19 protein-coding genes and 1 other RNA gene are annotated in these 20924 nt (G+C 38.0%); 6 read left to right on the top strand and 14 right to left on the bottom strand.

Going from position 1 to position 20924, the window contains the following annotated elements:
- Positions 1 to 83 precede the first annotated feature (83 nt).
- The 5 genes from rnpB to ACRZ9O_RS01295 all read right to left on the bottom strand — a co-directional run bounded on the left by rnpB (position 84) and on the right by ACRZ9O_RS01295 (position 5761).
- Positions 84 to 438, bottom strand: an RNA gene (rnpB, locus tag ACRZ9O_RS01315) — RNase P RNA component class A.
- 21 nt (positions 439 to 459) lie between these two features.
- A complete protein-coding gene (locus ACRZ9O_RS01310; protein WP_459455618.1) occupies positions 460 to 1716 on the bottom strand; it encodes a DUF4403 family protein in 1257 nt (418 codons plus the stop codon).
- 61 nt (positions 1717 to 1777) lie between these two features.
- Positions 1778 to 2524, bottom strand: coding sequence for a 3-oxoacyl-[acyl-carrier-protein] reductase (fabG, locus tag ACRZ9O_RS01305; protein ID WP_459455616.1), 747 nt, complete (start codon positions 2522 to 2524; stop codon positions 1778 to 1780).
- A gap of 1 nt (position 2525) precedes the next feature.
- The gene (locus tag ACRZ9O_RS01300; protein WP_459455614.1) at positions 2526 to 5099 is read right to left on the bottom strand and encodes an ATP-dependent Clp protease ATP-binding subunit; all 2574 of its coding nucleotides are present in this window, start codon (positions 5097 to 5099) and stop codon (positions 2526 to 2528) included.
- 65 nt (positions 5100 to 5164) lie between these two features.
- Positions 5165 to 5761 (bottom strand): WbqC family protein, encoded by a 597-nt coding sequence (locus tag ACRZ9O_RS01295; protein WP_459455612.1) that lies wholly within the window; start codon positions 5759 to 5761, stop codon positions 5165 to 5167.
- A 51-nt stretch (positions 5762 to 5812) separates the two neighbouring features.
- Here ACRZ9O_RS01295 and ACRZ9O_RS01290 point away from each other — a divergent pair, with 51 nt between their 5' ends.
- A complete protein-coding gene (locus ACRZ9O_RS01290; protein WP_459455610.1) occupies positions 5813 to 6697 on the top strand; it encodes a lysophospholipid acyltransferase family protein in 885 nt (294 codons plus the stop codon).
- Here the strand turns inward: ACRZ9O_RS01290 and ACRZ9O_RS01285 are convergent.
- The 5 genes from ACRZ9O_RS01285 to ACRZ9O_RS01265 are packed head-to-tail and all read right to left on the bottom strand — an operon-like array spanning position 6694 to position 10756.
- Positions 6694 to 7317 (bottom strand): L-threonylcarbamoyladenylate synthase, encoded by a 624-nt coding sequence (locus tag ACRZ9O_RS01285; protein WP_459455608.1) that lies wholly within the window; start codon positions 7315 to 7317, stop codon positions 6694 to 6696. The genes ACRZ9O_RS01290 and ACRZ9O_RS01285 overlap by 4 nt on opposite strands.
- Position 7318: 1 nt before the next feature.
- Positions 7319 to 8236, bottom strand: coding sequence for a YihY/virulence factor BrkB family protein (locus ACRZ9O_RS01280; RefSeq protein ID WP_459455606.1), 918 nt, complete (start codon positions 8234 to 8236; stop codon positions 7319 to 7321).
- Positions 8226 to 8639, bottom strand: a complete 414-nt coding sequence (locus ACRZ9O_RS01275; protein WP_459455604.1) for an acyl-CoA thioesterase — start codon at positions 8637 to 8639, stop codon at positions 8226 to 8228. The genes ACRZ9O_RS01280 and ACRZ9O_RS01275 overlap by 11 nt, the downstream gene beginning before the upstream one ends.
- Position 8640: 1 nt before the next feature.
- A complete protein-coding gene (mltG, locus tag ACRZ9O_RS01270; protein WP_459455602.1) occupies positions 8641 to 9675 on the bottom strand; it encodes an endolytic transglycosylase MltG in 1035 nt (344 codons plus the stop codon).
- A gap of 1 nt (position 9676) precedes the next feature.
- Positions 9677 to 10756 carry an Ldh family oxidoreductase gene (locus ACRZ9O_RS01265; RefSeq protein ID WP_459455600.1) on the bottom strand — a complete coding sequence of 360 codons (1080 nt, stop codon included), beginning with the start codon at positions 10754 to 10756 and terminating at the stop codon, positions 9677 to 9679.
- 90 nt (positions 10757 to 10846) lie between these two features.
- Between ACRZ9O_RS01265 and ACRZ9O_RS01260 the strand changes: the two genes are divergently transcribed.
- The 3 genes from ACRZ9O_RS01260 to ACRZ9O_RS01250 are packed head-to-tail and all read left to right on the top strand — an operon-like array spanning position 10847 to position 15505.
- On the top strand, positions 10847 to 12406 hold the full coding sequence (locus tag ACRZ9O_RS01260) for an FMN-binding glutamate synthase family protein (protein ID WP_459455598.1): 1560 nt from the start codon (positions 10847 to 10849) through the stop codon (positions 12404 to 12406).
- A 1-nt stretch (position 12407) separates the two neighbouring features.
- Positions 12408 to 14273, top strand: a complete 1866-nt coding sequence (locus tag ACRZ9O_RS01255) for an ABC-F family ATP-binding cassette domain-containing protein (protein WP_459455596.1) — start codon at positions 12408 to 12410, stop codon at positions 14271 to 14273.
- Positions 14274 to 14278: 5 nt separating this feature from the next.
- On the top strand, positions 14279 to 15505 hold the full coding sequence (locus ACRZ9O_RS01250) for a type IX secretion system plug protein (protein WP_459455594.1): 1227 nt from the start codon (positions 14279 to 14281) through the stop codon (positions 15503 to 15505).
- A 56-nt stretch (positions 15506 to 15561) separates the two neighbouring features.
- On the opposite strand, the gene ychF is transcribed toward ACRZ9O_RS01250, so the two are convergent.
- Together ychF and ACRZ9O_RS01240 are read right to left on the bottom strand one after the other, a co-directional pair.
- Positions 15562 to 16665 carry a redox-regulated ATPase YchF gene (ychF, locus tag ACRZ9O_RS01245; protein ID WP_459455592.1) on the bottom strand — a complete coding sequence of 368 codons (1104 nt, stop codon included), beginning with the start codon at positions 16663 to 16665 and terminating at the stop codon, positions 15562 to 15564.
- Positions 16666 to 16755: 90 nt separating this feature from the next.
- Positions 16756 to 17073, bottom strand: a complete 318-nt coding sequence (locus ACRZ9O_RS01240) for a DUF3276 family protein (protein ID WP_459455590.1) — start codon at positions 17071 to 17073, stop codon at positions 16756 to 16758.
- Between the two features lie 153 nt (positions 17074 to 17226).
- On the opposite strand from ACRZ9O_RS01240, the gene ACRZ9O_RS01235 reads away from it, so the two are divergent.
- Complete coding sequence (locus ACRZ9O_RS01235) at positions 17227 to 17760, top strand: septal ring lytic transglycosylase RlpA family protein (protein ID WP_459455588.1); 534 nt, start codon at positions 17227 to 17229, stop codon at positions 17758 to 17760.
- A gap of 2 nt (positions 17761 to 17762) precedes the next feature.
- Here ACRZ9O_RS01235 and ACRZ9O_RS01230 read toward each other — a convergent pair whose 3' ends face one another.
- Positions 17763 to 19151, bottom strand: coding sequence for a DUF4369 domain-containing protein (locus ACRZ9O_RS01230; RefSeq protein WP_459455586.1), 1389 nt, complete (start codon positions 19149 to 19151; stop codon positions 17763 to 17765).
- A gap of 41 nt (positions 19152 to 19192) precedes the next feature.
- On the opposite strand from ACRZ9O_RS01230, the gene ACRZ9O_RS01225 reads away from it, so the two are divergent.
- Positions 19193 to 19939, top strand: a complete 747-nt coding sequence (locus tag ACRZ9O_RS01225; RefSeq protein ID WP_459455584.1) for a YdcF family protein — start codon at positions 19193 to 19195, stop codon at positions 19937 to 19939.
- Here the strand turns inward: ACRZ9O_RS01225 and pfkA are convergent.
- Entirely contained in the window at positions 19936 to 20910 is a 975-nt protein-coding gene (gene pfkA / locus ACRZ9O_RS01220; protein WP_459455582.1) for a 6-phosphofructokinase, read from the bottom strand. The two genes, ACRZ9O_RS01225 and pfkA, sit on opposite strands and share 4 nt — an antisense overlap.
- Positions 20911 to 20924: the final 14 nt, after the last annotated feature.

Genomic DNA, 20924 nt, shown 5'->3' with positions numbered 1-20924 from the left:
GGGTTTATGAGGGATCTCGTCCCTCTGGTTTATAAATAGTCTGCAAAATTAAACTATTTTGCATTCATTTCAAACAAAGAAATAGAGAAAATAAACCGATAAGCCGAATTCTGTCGATGGTTACCCATCGTCCTATCATTTATCTTCGATAAACATCACTGTTTATCTGTAGCAATCTACCCACTAGCATCGGACGAGCCACCCTTTTGTCTTGCGACAGCTAGCCTATTTGATCTTGCAACGCGTGAGGTTTACCTAAGCCTGTTTTGTCACCAAACCAGCGGTGGGCTCTTACCCCACCTTTTCACCCTTACCCGAAGGCGGTAATTTTCTGTGGCACTTGCTGTTGAATTCGAAGATCCCCCTTCCAGTTAAGAAGCACGCCGCTCTATGTTGTTCGGACTTTCCTCTTTAAAAAGCGATAGGATAGTCTATTTTCTCTGATGCAAAGGTAGGATTTTATTTGGCCAAAGACCAATTCCCCTCAAAAGCTCCCTCAATCAACACTGAGCTACTGTCAAAAAAGATCTTCTGAAAACGGACGCGGCCATTCTTAGCTAAAGTAATTGAACTGGGAAGCTGAGATAGAATCTGAGACGGTTTAAATCGAAAAGCTAACGCTTGTAGCTGTAATTTACGTTGAATCTTACGCTTAAAAAGGGAAGCAGGAAAGGATAAGCCCTGAAGACGTGTATCTTTTAATTGAATCCCCATCGTATTATCCGGATAGATTACAAAATCAAAATCTACCTCTAACTTAGAGGACTTGCCTTTAAATTCAACTAATTGAAATCCCAAACCCTCTTTTTGAAAGATAAAGGAACCAACACCTTTAAAAGACGGATTAGCTAATTTGATTTGATCAATCAATTCAGGTCCAGTCATTTGAAATTGAAAAGGAAGTATAGGTTTAGGAATGCCTGGTAAATCTTTTACCGGAATGAAAGCAGGTTTCAGATTATTTTGGCCTGAAATAACTTTAAATCCTCCTAAATACCTCAACTGCCCCTTAATCCCAGTTTGCTCAAAAGATAAATCACGCAAATCCAAAGCGGAGCTAACGGCCGGTTCAAACCGATATCCAGCTGGCGAATCCGTAATAAAGGATTGCAATGAAAAAGGTTTCTTAACTATATTTTTAATAGAAGCGTTCAATTGTTCCTGCATTTGAGCTAAAATCAATGCTTTCTTTTGATTCAATACCTGATCTACTAAACCAGATACGTTCACCGGAAATCCCATCACCTTAACTGAAGGTTTTTGAATCCATTCATAGCCATAAGCTACTTCCTTCACCTGCAAAGAACTTAAATTTGCTAAATTCCACTTCAGCTGAACTTTCATCGCTAAATCACCTGTGACTAAGCCCGCAGATATACCCGCTAACTCTGGTTTTGCAGACATTCGAACGGGTAAAGATAGGTTAATATGGTCTTTTTGAAGGGCTTGTAATTGAATAGGTGCTAATAACCGCACATCTAAAGGAAAATCAATGACTGAAGAAGCAGAAGAATTTTGATAAAGTACAGAACCTGCTTTCAATTGACTAAAAGCCAATAAACTATCATAAGAAAGGGAAAAATCAATCGTTGTTAAACCTGGTTTAATAGCAGGAAACCGATCAACATAGACTGACTTTTCAGTAATCTGTGTAGGAAGAACCTTCTTAGCACAAGAGCTTAAGAATACCAGAAGAAAAAATAGATAAATCCTCATAAAAAAAGAGACCTCAATCTTAAACGAAAAGACTGAGGCCTAATTATGTTTAAACTATAAACTAGGTTAATAAACCACCATTTACGGAAATAACTTGTCCTGTAACGTAAGAAGACATATCCGAACCTAAGAATAAACAAACATCAGCTACTTCCGTCGCCTGCCCTCCCCTTTTCATAGGGATTGCTTTTGTCCACTCTTCAATCGCCGCCTCATTTAATTCCTCCGTCATCTCTGTCTCAATAAATCCAGGAGCAATGGCATTGCAACGAATATTACGAGAGCCTAATTCAAGGGCCACGGACTTCGTAAATCCTATGATTCCCGCTTTTGAAGCTGCGTAATTTGATTGACCAGCATTACCTTTGATCCCAACAATCGAAGTCATATTGATAATAGAACCCGATCTAGCTTTCATCATCGGCTTAGTTACCGCTTTTGTCAAATTAAAAATCGACTTTAAGTTAACACGGATTACCTCATCCCATTGCTCCTCTGACATACGCATTAATAATCCATCACGTGTAATTCCTGCATTATTAATTAATATGTCAATCGTTCCAAAATCAACTAACACATCCTCCACTAATTTCTCTGACTCCGTGTAAGAAGAAGCATCTGAACGATAACCCTTGGCTGTAATACCAAAAGCAGCCAATTCTTGCTCTAATGCTTGACCTTTCTCTACGGAAGATAAATAAGTGAAAGCCACGTTAGCGCCAGCTTTGGCAAAGGTTGTCGCAATAGCCCGACCGATACCACGAGAGGCACCTGTCACTAAAACGACCTTGTTTTGTACTAAAGACATATTATTTCTTTTGTTTGGTTAATTCTTTCCTTGTTTTTCTGACCAAAGTCAAGGCTTCAGCACCTTCTTCAAAATCAGCCAAAATATATTCTCCTTCTGCTAAAGCTCCTTTTAAAATCTCCTCTGCTAAAGCATCCTCTAAGTATTTCTGAATCGCGCGATTTAATGGTCTTGCTCCATATTGTGGATCATAGCCTTTATCAGCCATAAAATCTTTCGCCTTCTCCGTTAATTCCACCTCGAATCCTAAATTAGCCAAACGATTTTTTAACTTCGTTAGCATCAAATCAATGATCTGATGAATCGCAGGGCGCTCTAACGAGTTAAACACGATGATATCATCTAAACGATTGATAAACTCAGGAGCAAAAGCTTTCTTAAGCGCATTTTGAATGGTCGTCTTAGCATACTCATCCAAATTATCTACCTTAGATTTTGTAGAGAAACCGATTCCTGACCCGAAGTCTTTCAAATCACGCGCGCCTATATTCGACGTCATGATGATAATCGTATTTCTAAAATCAACGCGACGACCCAAACCATCTGTCAAGATACCATCATCTAATACTTGTAATAATAAATTAAACACATCCGGATGCGCCTTTTCAATTTCATCTAATAGAACAACAGCGTAAGGCTTACGGCGAATTTTTTCCGTCAACTGACCACCTTCTTCATATCCAACGTAGCCCGGAGGCGCTCCAACTAAACGAGATACACTGAATTTCTCCATGTATTCACTCATATCAATACGCACTAAAGCATCCTCTTTATCAAATAAATAAGTAGCTAATACCTTAGCCATCTCCGTCTTTCCTACCCCTGTAGGGCCTAAGAAAATAAATGAACCAATTGGTTTCTTCGGATCTTTTAAGCCTACACGCGTACGCTGAATGGCTTTAACTAATTTCTTAATCGCATCTGGCTGACCAATCACTTGCTTCGAAAGTTGCTCATCCATCTGTAATAATTTCTCTCCCTCTTTCGCCGCTACCCGATTAACCGGAATACCAGTCATCTGAGCGATTACTTCCGCCACATGTTCTTCCGTAACCGTAAATTTCTGTTTCTTCGAATCCTCTTCCCAAGCTGCCTTAGACTGCTCTAATTGATCAATTAATTTCTTTTCTCTATCACGTAATTGAGCAGCTTCCTCGTATTTCTGAGACTTCACCACTTGGTTCTTCTCTTTTTTCACAATTTCGATTTGGCCCTCTAATGCTACAATATCTTCAGGAACATTAATATTAGAAATATGCACACGAGCTCCTACTTCATCTAAAACGTCGATTGCCTTATCAGGTAAAAAACGATCAGATATATAACGATCTGATAATTTAACCGCAGAAATGATAGACTCCTCCGTATAAATAACATGGTGGTGATCCTCGTATTTATCTTTGATATTGTGTAAAATTTCAATTGTCTCTTCTACAGTCGTGGCATCCACCATTACTGTTTGGAAACGACGAGCTAAAGCGCCATCCTTTTCAATGTACTGACGGTATTCATCTAGCGTAGTTGCTCCGATAACTTGTATATCTCCGCGCGCTAAGGCAGGCTTGAACATATTCGAAGCATCCAGTGAGCCAGATGCACCACCTGCTCCCACAATTGTATGCAATTCATCAATAAATAAGATCACATCAGTAGACTTCTCTAATTCATTCATCACCGCTTTCATACGCTCCTCGAACTGACCACGGTATTTCGTGCCAGCCACTAAAGACGCAATATCAAGTGTAACAACTCGCTTGCCAAAGAGCACACGAGATACCTTCTTCTGCACAATACGCAAGGCTAAGCCTTCTGCAATGGCCGTTTTACCCACTCCGGGCTCTCCAATTAAAATAGGATTATTTTTCTTGCGACGAGACAAAATCTGGGCCACACGTTCAATCTCTTTCTCGCGACCTACAATAGGATCTAGCTTCCCATTCTCCGCAATCTTAGTTAGATCACGACCGAAATTGTCTAAGACAGGTGTCTTACTCTTTTCACCAGGTTTTGACCCGGTTGTACTACCAGCACCTGCTCCACCTGTCGATCCAGAACCAGCACTATATAAGCGAGAATCATCGTCATTATCATCCGTATCTGAACTAGCCTTTGGATTAGCGCCTTGGCCATTGCCTGATTGGAATTCTACCATTTCTTTAATTAAATCGTAGTATACCTGGTATTTTTCCAAAATCTGTGTTGCCACATTATCTTCGTCACGCAAAACAGCCATCAATAAATGATCAGTTTCTACGACGTTTGTTTTAAAGTATTTAGCTTCTAAATAAGTCAAACGCAATACTTTCTCTGCTTGCTTTGTTAAAGGAATATTCAACATATTTTCGCGATCAAAAGTAGAACGCGTGGTGGAAGCGGTGGAATGCTCAATACTTTGGCGTAATGAATCCAATGAAACACCTGAACGCAATAATAAATCAATGCCTGGGCCCTGTCCATCCCGAATCATCCCTAACATCAAATGTTCGGTACCGATATAATCGTGACCCAAACGCAATGCCTCTTCTCGTGCTAACGAGATGACTTCCTTCACTTTATTCGAAAATTTAGCCTCCATATCGTTCTATTTATTTCGTTCAATTTAATTGCATCAACCACGTATGCCCCTAAATTGTTCCCTTTTTATGTTAAAAAAGTCAAAGACTCCTTCCCATGATTCATCAATAAATCTAAAATCGACAAATTAGGAACAAATTCAGTTCCAAAACATTGGCGATAAGATCTATTTTGATAGAATGAACGCGTTGTCCAGTCTTTCTTCGCACTTATTTGATCGTACTCACTTGTTTCTGTTGTAAGACCAAACTCCTGTGTCTTCTCATAAACGAGAGGCACATCTAAAATACGGTAAACAAAACTCAAAAGATCAATATTTAAATCTACTAAAAAAAACCTTTTTTTTGCAAAAATTTGATCTAAATATGGCTCAAAATATTCATAATATGGTGCATTCCCGTAGGCAGCCTGAAAAGCACCTTGATGTTGCTTGACCCAATTTTGGGAATAATCAATCTTGGTGTCTTTTGTTTTTGTCTTCTGACCAGAAGTATGAATAACAGGAACGGTTAAACGTTCTACTCCATTTGCCCCTAAAATGAGACATCGATTCCGATAAGTTTGCTTCGGAAAATTTTCCTCTACCTCAAAAAGTATAGACGGATGCTGAAGCAAAACTGTCATGTATTCTAAACTAGGCAAATAATGCGTCTCAATGTGCATTCCCAAAAATAAATCGGATATTTGTAAAACGAAAGAACAAAGATAATAAGAATGAAAGTGTCTCCCCTATTTCTGTACAAACTTATTGGAAGATTACCCTTACCTGTACTTTATGGTTTTGCCACTTTCTGTGCTAATTTATTCTATTTTCTTATTCCGTATAGGAAAAAAGTTATCCAACACAACTTAAAAAATTCATTTCCTAATGCCTCGCAAAAAGAGTTAAATAATTTACTCTATCGTTTTTATGGCTATTTAACAGATCAGATAGTAGAGTTTTTTAAAGGTGCTTCGATAACTAAAGATGAAATTTTAGATCGGTACGAAATCAAAAATGAAGAAGTAGTAACCGATTTTATCAAGAAAGGAATCCCTGTCTTATTAGTGGCTGGACACCAAGGGAATTGGGAATGGGCAATTCATCGATTAGCCCTTAGTAAAAACCCACACGATATCATTTACCAAAAATTGAACAATCCCACCTTTAATGAATTTACAAAACAGGTACGCTCCAGATTTGGACATGTAGTTTTATTAGAAAAAAGAGAATCTATCTTATTAACCAGGGAACGAAAAGATATCCCTCGCGTTATTTGTCTCGCTGCTGATCAAGCACCTCAAAAACCAGAAAGTGCCTATTGGACAACATTTCTACATCAAGACACAGCCTTCTTTACTGGAATGGAACGTTTCGCACGAGAATATAACTATCCTGTAGTTTTTGCAGAAGCTATTCGCACTAAAAGAGGAAAGTACACATTAACGTATGAATTAATTGCCAATGCACCATTTGAAGAGTTAGCTCCAGGGGAAATTATCGAACGTTTTGCCCGAAGATTAGAGAAATCAATAAATGAGTATCCGGAACAGTATTTATGGTCACATAGACGTTGGAAGCATACAAAGCCTGATAAATTAAGCACTAAATGGGCTTAATTAAATTCAGCGCAATCACCCGCACCCTCACGGACAACATTAAATGAATCCTCTACTATTTCCACCACACTAGAGGGTACATAAGCTCCGAATCCCCCATCAAGTACCAAGTCAACAGCATGACCCCATCGATCCATAATCAAACTAGGATCGGTATATTCTTCTACTTCTAAATCATCGTGAGGCAAGGAGGTGGTCAATAAAGGAGATCCCAATAACTCCACGATCGATAAAATAGGATCATAATCTGGTATTCTAATACCTACTGTTTTCTTTCCTTGCACTAAAATGGATGGAACCTTGGAACTTGCAGGCAATACAAATGTGTATGCACCTGGAAGGTATTTTTTTAGTGTCTTGAAGGCGAAATCAGATACTTTGGCATAATTCGCAATTGAACTTAAATTCGAGCAAATAAACGAAAAGCGATTCTTGGAAGCTTGAATACCCTTAATTTCACATATGCGGTTAACTGCCTTAGTAGAATTAATATGACATCCTAAGGCATACATAGTATCGGTCTTATAGATAATAACCGCATCTTTATTCAATGCGTTTACGATCAAATCCAACATAGCCTGACTATTATTTTTGTCGTAAAGTCGGATAAGCTCTGCCATATTATTCGAAAAAATAATCTGTTTCTGATTCCTCTTGTTCCTCTTTCACTTGATCAATGCTAGCATTAATTTCAAATCCCACGAGTAAAATTAAGGCAATAAAGTATAACCAGACCATCAAAGCAATCAAAGATCCAATCGAACCGTATACCTTATTATAACTCGCAAAATTGACCAGATAATAGGAGAATAAATTTGTTACTAAAATGGTTAAAATTGAGGCTGTAATTGAGCCTGCATTAAAGAACTTCCAACGTTTAGTAATCGCAGGAGCATAATAATAGATAATGGAAATGGTTAAAAAGAAGATAGCGAAAATGAGGAAATAGGTCAGAATATTCAACATATAGAAATTGAAATCATAATCTATTAAGCCCTTCCCTTTTAAATAACCAATGACTAATTTTCCCACAATAAATACGGAGAATGCCGTAATCAAGACAAAAGTCAACAAGAAATTTAATGAAACTGCAATCACACGCTCCTTTAAAATTCCTCGATTCTCTTTCGTCTTATAGGTTAAATTAAATGAACGAATGAGTGCTTGAATTCCACTTGTTGAAGCATATAAGGCAAATAAAAATCCAAAAGACAAAACTCCACCGGATTTTTTTCGAATCAAATCTAAGAGTAACTCGGTGAAATCTTTCTGTAGATTTTTGGGGATCGATGACTTTAAAAAGTTCACCATTTTGATATCAAAGTTATCCACCGGAATGTAGGCTAGTAACGAGAATAGAAAGATAATAGTCGGGAAAACAGCCAAAGTGAAATTATAGGCAACTGCAGCTGCACGAACGTCTATATCAAAATGAAAAATCTTTTGATATAAAATCGTGAGAATACGTGCTAAAACATAATGTTCCTCACAATCCTTCCAAAACAGCCTAATCTCCCGCAAAACCCTATTAATCATCATTTCTATGTTTCAAAATAGCTGAAATCAACCATTCAGGTGCCTTAACTATCTTTTTTGAGACTAAATCCATAAAGACTAAAGTCGTCTTACCTTCGTGTAATAAAACATTACTTTGGTTATATATTTTATATTCAAATTCGATACGAGCAGAAGGCATCTGGAGTAATGTACATTTAATCTGCAATAAATCGTCGTATAAAGCTGGTGCATGGTACTTCGAGTAATTTTCATAGACCGGCAAACCTATTCCAGCGTCTTCCAAGACCTTATAACTAACCCCGATACTACGCAAGGTTTCTACACGAGCAATCTCATAAAAGCGAGCATAATTGCCATAATATACATACCCCATTTGGTCAGTATCTGCATAGCAAACGCGGTAAGAAACCTGGTGAGTGAGCATATTAATGAATTTTACGTTGATCTAAAGCTCTCTGATAATCTGCTGCATTCTTCCTATGCTCTTCATAGGTAACTGCAAAAGCGTGGTTCTCAGAAAAATCAGCTTTAGCACAGAAGTAAATGTAGCTGTGGTGTTCGAGATTCAGTACTTTATCTATCACATCGCTAGGAACAATTGAAATGGGGCCAGGAGGCAAACCCGTGTTTCTATAGGTATTATAGGGAGAATTAAGCGCTGTATATTTACTAGTCACCCGCTTAATGGAAAAATCTTTCCATGCAAAAACTACAGTAGGATCTGCTTGAAGAGGCATATTGGCCTGCAAACGATTCCAGTATACACCAGCAACACGTGCCTGCTCTTTAGGATTTTTAGATTCACCATAAACAATGCTGGCTAGAATCGAAACCTGAACGGGAGTCAAACCTAATTTCAACGCTTCTGCTTTTCTTTTGTCCGTCCAAAACTTCACATAAGCTTTATTCATCTTTTCCAAAAACTCTGGAAAAGACGTTGTCCAATTCACCTCATACGTATTCGGAACAAAGATAGCCGGACTTGTTTCGGAAGTAAAACCCCATATTTGCATTAATTCTGAGGAATCCAATACAGCATAAATAGCAGCAGAATCATAATCCGTCTGATGGGCGATGCGTCCTGCAATATCCTCTTTTAATCTGAAGTTGTTAATGACCACTTTATAGGCATCTTGACGTCCATTCCTTAGTTTGCGCAATAATTCCCAGTTACCCATTTCACTATGTATAACATAGCGACCAGGACGTACTTTCTCTGGATAGTTTAATACCTTCGCCAGAAATCGAAAGCTCAATTGATCACGGACTAAATCGTGCTTTTTCAATGTATCCAAAACCGTTTCATAGGTAGCATTTTCAGGAATGAATAACTCGAACGGTTGTTTGGCTTCTACTCTAAAATTAGGAGTTTTAAAAACTTGCCAAACATAGTAAGAGAACATGGCTGACACCAAACTGAAAACCAAAATAAAAATCTTGATACGCTTATTCTTAACCATATTAATCTAATTTGAAATCTAAGTTAAAACGAGAGGCTAAGGATTTTAAATCCTCCACCACAGGAACTAATAAGGGAATTCCTTCCACACGACGAATCGCTTCTAATTCACGTTCAGGGTCACCTGGAATGAGGACTTGCTTGCCTTCCACAGCTTTGGCAGACCTAAAGCGACGAATCCATTTATCCATATCTTTTGTAAAATCCTCCGCTGGCCTAAATGCATCTACGCGCATAGCACCTAAAAAATGACCCGTTCCATTCCCTACCGTCTCTCCTGCCTGCATAAATCCTGCAGTCGCAAATGGAGGCACCCAAGGGCCAAAATTTGCGCCAGACAATACACCAGATAAGATATCTACAATCGCACCCAAACCGTAGCCTTTGTGAGACCCATGTTCTCTATCTCCACCTAATGGCAACAAGGCTCCACCATTTTTAATCGCAAAAGCATCATTGCAAGGATCACCATTTGCATCCTGTACCCAGCCATCTGGCGTATCTAAACCTTTTCGCTGAAGTATTTCTAATTTACCATATGCCACTGCAGTTGAAGCAAAATCAGCCACAAAAGCAGGTTCTTCATTCGCTGGAATAGCCACTGCAATCGGATTTGTTCCGAGTAATTTTTCCTTTGAAAATGTGGGGGTTACTAGAGGAGCAGCATGTGTCATGGCCCAACCAATCATTTGGGATGGAAGAGCTTTCATTGCGTGATAACCAGCAATACCGAAGTGATTAGAATTCTGAACAGCCACCCAACCCGTACCTGCCAAAGCCGCTTTTTCACAGGCAATTTCCATTGCCTTAGGAGCCACTATCAGTCCTAAACCACGATCTCCATCTAAAGTAGCAGTTGAAGGCGTTTCATGTAAAACTTTTACCTGTGGTTTTGTGTTTAATCTGCCGTTATCGAAGAGACGAACATATCCTGCTAAACGAGCGACCCCATGAGAATCAATTCCTCTTGCATCTGCAGATACAAGAACATCTGAAGCAAGGTATGCCTCTTCCTCACTACAACCAATGGCCGTAAAAACAGAAGCTACATATTTTTTTAATAAGTGATAATCTGCCTGCATAGTATAAAATAAACCACAAAGATAATTAGAACTATTGGTAATAATATTGCCAAAATGAACCTAAATTTGAACCATTAATTCATCAACTCTATGAACATTTTATCCTCCGCCTGGTTTTGGATAACACTCTTCGCTATCCTTGTTATTATTCGTGACGTTTTCATTCAAAAAAGCCACACCATCACCCACAATTTTCCCATTGTAGGCCATTTTAGATATTGGCTTGAACGCATTGGTCCTGAAATTAGGCAATATATAGTAGCGAATAATCGAGAAGAATTACCATTTAACCGTCAAGAGCGCTCTTGGATCTATGCCTCTTCTAAGAATGAAAATAACTTACAAGGCTTTGGAACAGATCAAGATTTTAGTTCTCCCGGGTATATTTTCATCAAAAACGCGATGATGGGATTTAATCCATCAAAAGAGCACTTATACCACAAGAACCCTGGTGTTTTACCAGCTGCAAAAGTCATAGGCGCATATCATAAAAGAGCTAAACCCTATCGACCTTATTCCATTGTTAATATTTCGGGTATGTCATATGGTTCTTTATCTGCCAAAGCAGTAGAATCTTTAAATAAAGGAGCATTAATTGCCGGTTGCTATCATAACACGGGAGAAGGTTCACTATCTCCCTACCACCAAAACGGTGCGGATGTCATGTTGAACATTGGCACTGCCTATTTCGGCGTTAGAGAATTAAATGGGCGTTTTTCGATGGAGAAGCTAAAACAAAAAGTGGTTGAAAATCCCTGTATTAAGGCAATTGAATTAAAACTTTCCCAAGGGGCGAAACCAGGAAAAGGCGGAATGCTACCTAAATCCAAAATCAATAAAGAAATTGCAGAAATTCGTCACATTCCGATGGGTCAAGATGCGATGTCGCCTGCTTTTCATTCGGAGTTTTCTACTGTTCCAGAAATGGTAGAATTTATAGAAGCCATGGCCTCAGAAACGGGTTTGCCCGTGGGTGTAAAATCTGCTATAGGCAAACTAGAGCAATGGGAAGAATTAGCATCCTACATGGAAAGACACGGTAAAGGGCCTGATTTCATCACCATTGATGGAGGGGAAGGTGGAACTGGTGCTGCGCCTCATGCTTTCGCTGACCACGTTTCAATGCCATTCACTTTTGCCTTTGCGAAAGTTTACCAGATTTTCCAACGACATAATTTAACGGACAAAATCTTCTTTATTGCTTCAGGAAAGTTAGGGTTTCCAGAGAAATCCTTAATGGCTTTCGCTATGGGAGCAGATAGTATTCACATTGGACGTGAGGCAATGATGTCCATTGGGTGTATTCAAGCACAAAAATGCCATACAAACCACTGCCCTACAGGCATTGCAACATCCAATAAATGGCTACAAGCAGGTATAGACGTAACTTTAAAAAGCGAACGCTACTACCGCTACCATTATACACTCGTTAAAGAGATCGCAGAAATCACACATGCTTGTGGATATGAACATCCAGCTCAAATGACAATGGATGATATCGAATGGTCCATGGGAGACAACAACCGAACGATGGCACTTTCGAAGGCTTTAGGATATTCTAAAACGGAAATTAATTATCCTGGATTAGAAGAATTAGTCAAATGTCCGCATTTAGGTGGTCTAAATGCAAGAAAACGGCTATCTTTGTAAAATGTTATCAATATCCAATTTAAACTTCTATTTCGGAAGTCGTGCCTTATACGAAGGAGCAAGTTTACACATAAAGCCTAAAACTAAAATCGGTTTAATCGGTGCCAATGGAACCGGTAAATCTACTTTATTGCGCCTAATTTCTGGAGAATATACGCCAGATGGAGGAACAATTTCTAAGTCAGGCGATTGCACAATCGGGTTCTTGAATCAAGATTTATTGTCTTATCAAACGGATGATAGCATTTTGAATGTGGCCATGCAGGCCTTTGAAAAACAGTTAGAATTACAAAAAGATATCGATGCCGTGCTTCATAAGATGGAAACAAATTATGAAGATAAAGACATTGATGTACTAGCAAAACTTCAGGAAGATTTTGAACGTTTGGACGGTTATACCATCCAATCCCGCACCGAGGAAATCTTAGAAGGTTTAGGATTTAGCACGAGCGATTTAGATCGACCTTTGAAATTATTTTCAGGAGGTTGGAGAATGCGTGTCATGTTAGCGAAATTATTATTACAAAAACCAGCCTTACTCCTACTGGATGAGCCTACTAACCACTTGGACTTACCGTCCATCGAATGGGTTGAAAAGTACATCCACGATTATGAAGGTTCGATTGTGGTAGTATCCCATGATCGTTATTTCTTAGATCGCACGATTGATAACATTGCCGAAGTTTCAGGAGCAAAAATCACCTTATATCCGGGCAACTATTCTTTCTACATGGAGGAAAAAGCCCTTCGTAATGAGATTCAAAAAGGAGCATTTGAGAACCAACAATCTCAAATTCGCCAGACAGAACGTTTTATCGAACGCTTTAAGGCCAAAGCTTCTAAAGCTAGACAAGTACAATCCAGAGTAAAAGCGTTAGATAAAATCGACATCATTGATGATGTCATTGATGAAAAAGCAAAAGTTAATTTCAAATTTAACTTCGGTACGGAACCGGGAAGATTTATTTTGTTTTTAGAACATATTTCCAAAGCCTTTGGAGAGAAAGTGATCTTAAAAAATACATCAGCTACGATTAACCGCGGTGATAAAATCGCTTTAATCGGTGCCAATGGAAAGGGTAAATCGACATTACTTCGTATCATTTCAGGTACAGAACAAATCGAAGGCGAAAGAAGAACTGGTCACAATGTAATTGAATCCTTCTTTGCTCAGCACCAATTAGAAAGTTTAACGGTTGAAAATACCTTAATAGATGAATTGAAAGGCACAGGAACGACCAAGACAGAGATGGAATTGCGTTCCGTATTGGGTTGTTTCTTGTTCTCAGGTGAAGAGGTATTTAAAAAGATCAAGGTACTTTCTGGTGGAGAAAAATCTCGTGTAGCTCTAGCTAAAGTATTAATTTCCGAAGCCAACTTCCTTTTACTCGATGAGCCTACCAATCACTTGGATATGCAATCGGTGAATATCTTAATTCAAGCTTTGCAACAATATGAGGGAACCTATGTTGTTGTATCCCACGATCGTTATTTCGTTAGCAATATAGCCAATAAGATTTGGTACATAGAAGATCATGAAATCAAGGAATACCCAGGGTCATTTGATGAATACGAGACCTGGATGGCTACAAGAGAAACCCCCAAGCCCGTTTCTTTGAAGGCAGCTTTGAAAGCTAAGCCAGAGTTAGCTCCTGTGGAAGCAAAGACACCTAATCAAGCCAAGCAAATAGAAAAGCTAGAGGCCGAAATTATGGAAACCGAAAATCGCATCGCCACTATCGAAGCCCAAATGGTAGAATTAGCTAATCAAGCTGATTACGCGGGCCTTAAGCAATTAGAAATTTCATTAGCAACTGAAAAGAATAATTTACAGACTATCACTGCTGCTTGGGAAGCATTAATTTAATCCTTATGAAGACCTATATCTCGCTTTTGCTTTTTCTAGGTCTTCCATTAACAATTTTATCCCAAATAGAATCTCGAATTCACCATTCAAATATTCAAACCGCTTTTATTCAAACAGCGGAAAAGTACATTCATCCCAATGTTGTACTAAACCTAGGATCAGAAAATTCATCCTCCTTAAAATTTGATGATTTGGGGCTTAATTATCCTTCCTATTATTTCAGAATAATACATTGCCAGTCTAACTGGACCCCATCCCCATTATCTGAAATAGAATATTTGTCAGATTTTAATGATATTCCGCTCAGAAATCCGGAATCCTCTCTAGGTACTAAGGTTCCTTACTTGCATTATACCGTACCCATTCCTAGTCTAAAAGTTAGCGGGAATTACATAGCAATGGTCTACAATAAACGAAATAAGAAAGACACCGTTCTTTGTGTCAGATTCTCTGTAGCAGAACAGTCAGTGAAAGTACAAACGTCTTTTTCGTATGCCAAAACCAATGCCTTACGCTACAGTCACCAGACCATCGATTTCAAATTAACTATTCCCCCTAACTTAAACTACGCAGGCGATGAACAATTAAGCATACAGGTTCGCCAAAACCACCATTCCATAAACCTTTTACATCATCTTCCTTCAGGTCAATTCAATCTTCAAGAAAATAGTCTCACCTTTCCATTTTTCGGACAGGAAAATGCTTTCCCTGGTTCTAATGAGTTTAGGCTAATAGATTTGCGTAGTTCGCAACAGAAACTTTCATTTGTCGACCAAATTATAACAAGCGAAAAAATAAACTTAATTAATTCGCAAATTGAACAGCCGCAAGGATTATACCCTTATGTTCAGCGTAATGATTTGAATGGTTCCTATGTTATAGAATCCTACGAAAATCGAGAAAATCCATTGCAAGCAGACTATGTACAATGCACTTTTCGTTTGAAAACTAAAGACAATTTAGAGGAAATCTATGTTGTAGGAGGATTTAATGACTATTCACTTTCTTCAAGATTGCAGTATAACCCCTCTTCAGGATTACTCGAAAACAAACAAATTTTAAAGCAAGGAATATACAACTACCAGTTTAGAAGCAAAAATCCCCCTAATTCAACATTAGAGGGAAATTACGCTCAAACCGAAAACCTCTATGAAGTTCTCATTTATTATCAGAAGCCAGGTACAAGATATGACGCGCTGGTGGGGTATAGCTCAGTTGTCAGTGGGCAGTAGACAGTCGATAGTCACTAGTCGATAGTCACTAGTCGATAGTCGATAGACACTAGTCTTTATACATTAAAGCGGAAGTGCATAATGTCTCCATCCTGCACCAAATACTCCTTACCTTCTACGCTTAATTTTCCAGCTTCCTTACATCCTGCTTCTGTTTTATAAGCAACATAATCAGCTAACTTGATTACCTCAGCCCGAATAAAACCACGCTCAAAGTCCGTATGAATCACACCAGCAGCTGCTGGCGCTTTCCATCCTTTTTGAATAGTCCATGCACGTACTTCTTGAACTCCTGCAGTGAAATAGGTAATTAAATTTAACAAGTGATAAGAACTACGAATCAATTTATCTAAACCTGATTCCTTTAAACCATATTCTTCTAGAAACATGGCACGATCATCCAAGTCTTCCATCTCTGCAATTTGAGCCTCTAAGGCAGCACAAACAACAACCACTTCTGCATTTTCAGAAGCTACATTTGCTTTCAGCTCATCAACATACTGATTTCCGCCAGCAGCAATAGAAGCCTCATCCACATTGGCCACATATATCACCGGCTTATCAGTTAACAGATATAAATCCCCTATGGCCGTTTGACGAAGTTCATCATCCATCACTACGGTACGAGCTGATTTTCCCTCCTCTAATGTTTTTTTGAACTGTTGTAGAGCTGCCAATTCAGCTTTTGCCTTTGCATCTCCAGCCTTAGCCGCTCTTTCAGTTTTTGAAATTTTCTTATCAACAGAATCTAAATCTTTAATCTGTAATTCTAAATCAATAATTTCTTTATCACTTACAGGATTCACGCGACCTTCCACGTGTACAATATTTTCATCCTCAAAACAGCGAACTACGTGAATTATGGCATCCACCTCACGAATATTAGCTAAAAACTTATTTCCTAAACCAGCTCCAGTCGAAGCTCCCTTCACTAACCCAGCTATATCAGTAAACTCAATAACCGTAGGTAATATGCGGTTAGGCTTCACTAATTCAGCTAATATATTTAAGCGATCATCCGGCACTGTCACTATCCCCACATTGGGCTCAATCGTACAAAAAGGATAATTAGCCGCTTCTGCCTTATTAGAAGAAATAGCACTAAATAAAGTTGATTTACCTACGTTAGGCAATCCGACAATTCCACAAGTTAATCCCATAGTAATTTTAAAAATGAAAGCACAAAAGTACGGCTAAAAATCAAAAAGCCCCTGATTTCTCAGAGGCTTTTTCGAATATTTTAAAGAATATTACTCCCATTTCAATTCACTGTTCCCAAACTCATCTTCTTCACGATTGAAAGATGAAAAATCAACATCTGGCATTAACTCCGTCTTTACGTGATTAACTGCCTCATTCAAACCTTCTACAAATTTGTCAAAATCTTCTTTATACAAAAACATCTTATGCTTCTCATAAACGAAGCCATCTTCTTTCTGATGACGACGACTTTCTGTGATTGTAATGTAATAATCTTGAGAACGGGTAGACTTCACATCAAAAAAATACGTCCTCTTTCCTGCCCGAATACGTTTAGAAAATAATTCTTCTCTATCTCTTTCTTCCACTGGTATTTAAATTATGGTTTCACAATGTGTAAATCTACTATTTATTCTCATTCACTCAAAAAAAATCGGAAGAATTAAGAAACGGCCATAAAGCCCTAAATTTTTAATTCCCGATTTAAACCTACATCTTTACAATCATCATCCAACTCTTTAATGATAAAAATACCATCAATAATACTATTGATAAGCACATTTTTATCCCTAAATGCTTTTTCACAGGATTTAGGATACGAAAAAGTAGGAATTGCCTCTTTCTATGCTAACTCTTTTTATGGCAAAAAAACGGCGAGCGGGGAACGGTTAAAAAAAACAGCCTTAACCGGTGCTCACAAAAAATTTCCTTTTAATACCTTAGTTGAAGTCACGAACCTATCCAATCGCAAAAGCGTAATCGTTAGAATAAACGATCGTGGGCCCTATCGAAAAGGCCGTGTCATTGACCTATCAGAAACAGCCGCAAAAAAACTAAACCTAAAGAAAATAGGGCTTGTCAGGGTAAAAATTAAAATAGTAGGTTTTGAGAATGAATTAATGCTTATTCCTTACCAAAAACTTTCTTTAGAAAGTAATCCTAAATTTAGCCGAAACTACTATCAAAAATCACGATTGAAATACAAGACGCATTACAAGATGAAGAAAAATGTAAAGCACAAAAAGTACATCAATAAAAAATATACGAAACGATAGTTCTACTTACGTTTACTTTCTAAATATTGAATAAAATCTTTTAAATTCTCCGCTGGAATACGCTTTCCTACAATCTTCTTTTGTTGATCTAATACATAAACAACAGGTGTTGAATAAACATCAAATGTGTTTCTAAAATCTGTATAAAATTCTTCTTTACCTGTCCTAGGATTCAAATGAATATCAATCCCGTTAATCCAAGAGCTTGTTTTAAATTCTGAGATAAATTTCTTCCAAGCTACCTTATCACGTACAATGGAACTTCCTACAACTCCTATATTCTTTGATTTAAAATAATCATTCAAAGCAAGCAGTTTAGGTGTTTCTTGCTTACAATGACTACATTCAGGATCATATATAAAAACAACAGTATATTTAAAAGGTAATGCGGCTATATTAATTTCTTTTCCTGTGACATCCGTCAAATGCATTTTGGGAAAAGACTTACCTAAAAGTAGGGGTTTAACAATCGCGATTCTTTCTTTCATTCGCCTCACCGTACTTGTATCCCATAAAGCGGGCTCGCCTATGTAATATTTTTCTGCTAAATGAACAAAAGCTCCATCCGTTCCTAAAATCGGGTTATTTTCATAAGTGCTAGCAATTTTGTAAACAATATAACGACGTACTTCAGTGTCTGTAGCTTTGGCTAAAATCCAATCCGAATCAAAGGCAATAGAATCTGGATCTTGAACAACTAAATCCTTAAAGTAGCGTTCTAATTTTCTCTGTAAGAAAGGAGTTCGAACCATACGCTCATCACCCAAATCCATCCCATCAAAGTAATGCTTCTTATAATATTGGTATTGATACAGTTGCATTCTGGTCGTATCAGCTTTAGACTTTAAATCTCCTTTATAAATGGGAATTTCAGGATCGAATGAAGATTCAATTAGTTTTGTTACAAAAAGCCCTGAATTAGTTGCCTTCCATTGTTGCTGATATTGTTGCACCTGAGTCTGTAAATTTTTTCTTAGATCTGCTGAAAGAGTAGGCTGATTTAGTTGAGTATAAAACTCATTCATGTTACGCTGAAAAGAATAAAAAGCAGTATTTTCTTCTGAATTTATAAAAGAAATTGATTTTAAAATATCGGTCGTATCTAGTGAAAAGGAGAAATTAGCATCCTCTAACACCACATCAATATATTTTGATTTAAGAAAAGAAATCAAATACAATCCCTTGGGCAAGGTCTCCGATCCTTTAAATTGGAACTCACCTGATTCATTTGCAACGACGGTATCTTTAATGACTTGCTGATTATAGCCAAAATAATGAGCTAAATAAACCTCAGACTTGGATAAACCTTTAATTTTACCCTTAATATCATATTGCGCAAAGCAATTAATCCCGAATAACAAAATAAAAAGCACTGAACTGACTACTTTCATAAGTTTAGAATAAATTTGTGTCAATAACTCTCAAATTTACAATGTTTTTCATCCTATCTAAAATTATCGACTTTTTCCTTCAACCAATTTGTTGGATATTCATTCTATTGGGAGTCGCCTATTTTAGCAGGTACACCAAACGCTTCATTTTAATCATCATTGGTTCTCTTTTACTTTTTAGTAATGGTTGGTTCGTCAATCAGTGTTATTTGGCCTACGAAAGTCCTCAAATAAAATTGACTAAAAAATATCAGTGGTGCATCATCTTAGGAGGTGGAATGATGCGTGCTGGAGAAGGCTTTCGTACAGGAGAAACTGCCGATCGTTTCATTCAACCCCTATTACTATACAAACAAGGCATAATTAAAAAGCTCCTTATCACCGGAGGAAATGTCAATATCAAAGGCCTTAAGATAGACGAAACACAAGAAAGCAAGAAGGTAGAGGAAGTACTCATTGCTATGGGTGTAAAACCAGAAGATATCGTTTTAGAGGAAAGTGCTCGAAATACGCACGAAAATGCGGTATATACCAAACAGATGCTAAAGCCGTATCTAAAGGAACGAATGGTTCTTGTCACTTCCGCAATGCACATGCCTAGGGCAAAAGCCTGCTATGTAAAAGAAGGATTTCTAATTGATGAGTACCCTGCAGACATAAAGAAAAAGGATACCCCTTCAGGTATCCTCGATCTAGTTATTCCTCAAGAACGCAACCTCAGTAAATTCGCTGAATTAATCAGAGAAATGGCAGGTTACATCATATACTCTATTGTAGGTTTCGCCTAGGTAGACAAAATTTCTACCATACGAATCAAATCCTCCGAAACAGGTTTCTTCTTAGTTATCGTATCATGAAAAGGTGTGTAAATCAATTGGTTATTAACTACACCAGCCATTACATTTTTCTCTCCTCGCAATAACCCTTCCAAAGCTCCTAATCCTAATCTACTAGCCAAAATACGGTCAGAGGCTGTAGGAATTCCTCCTCGTTGAATATGACCTAATGTTGTCACCCGTATATCTAAATTCTCACCCATTTTGTCTTTAATCTTCTTAGCCACAACTTGAGCATTCCCTTCTTCATCACCCTCCGCAACAACTACGATGGATGAAGATTTCTTCTTATCAAAACCTTTTTGAAGAATAGCTGAAATCTCATCAACTGAAGTCAAATTCTCTGGTATCATCACTGACTCAGCTCCACCTGCAATCGCACATTGAATAGCGATATAACCTGAATCTCGTCCCATCACTTCAATAAAGAATACTCGGTCATGAGAATCTGCTGTGTCACGGATTTTATCCACTGCATCAAGCGCCGTATTTACCGCAGTATCAAAACCTATGGTATAATCCGTACCATACAAATCATTATCTATTGTTCCTGGAGCTCCTACTGTTGGTATTTTGAACTCATTGTAGAAAATCTCCGCACCTGTAAAGGTTCCATTTCCTCCAATGGCGACCAAACCTTCTATTCCGAACTCCTGAAGTCGATCATATGCTTTCTGACGCCCCTCAGTCGTCATAAATTCTTTAGAACGAGCTGATTTTAAAATAGTACCACCCCGTTGAATGATATTGCTTACTGATTGAGAATTTAAAGGAATAATATCCCCTTTAATCATACCATTGTATCCACGCACAATTCCAAACACCTCTACCCCATGGTAAGCAGCTCCACGAACAATCGCACGAATACATGCATTCATTCCTGGTGCATCACCACCTGATGTAAATACAGCTATTTTCTTCATCTGTTGTAATTTAA

The organism is Aquirufa sp. HETE-40SA, assembly GCF_054558635.1.
The sequence above is the reverse complement of the archived record's forward strand: the minus strand, read 5'-3'. Positions and strand labels throughout refer to the sequence as shown.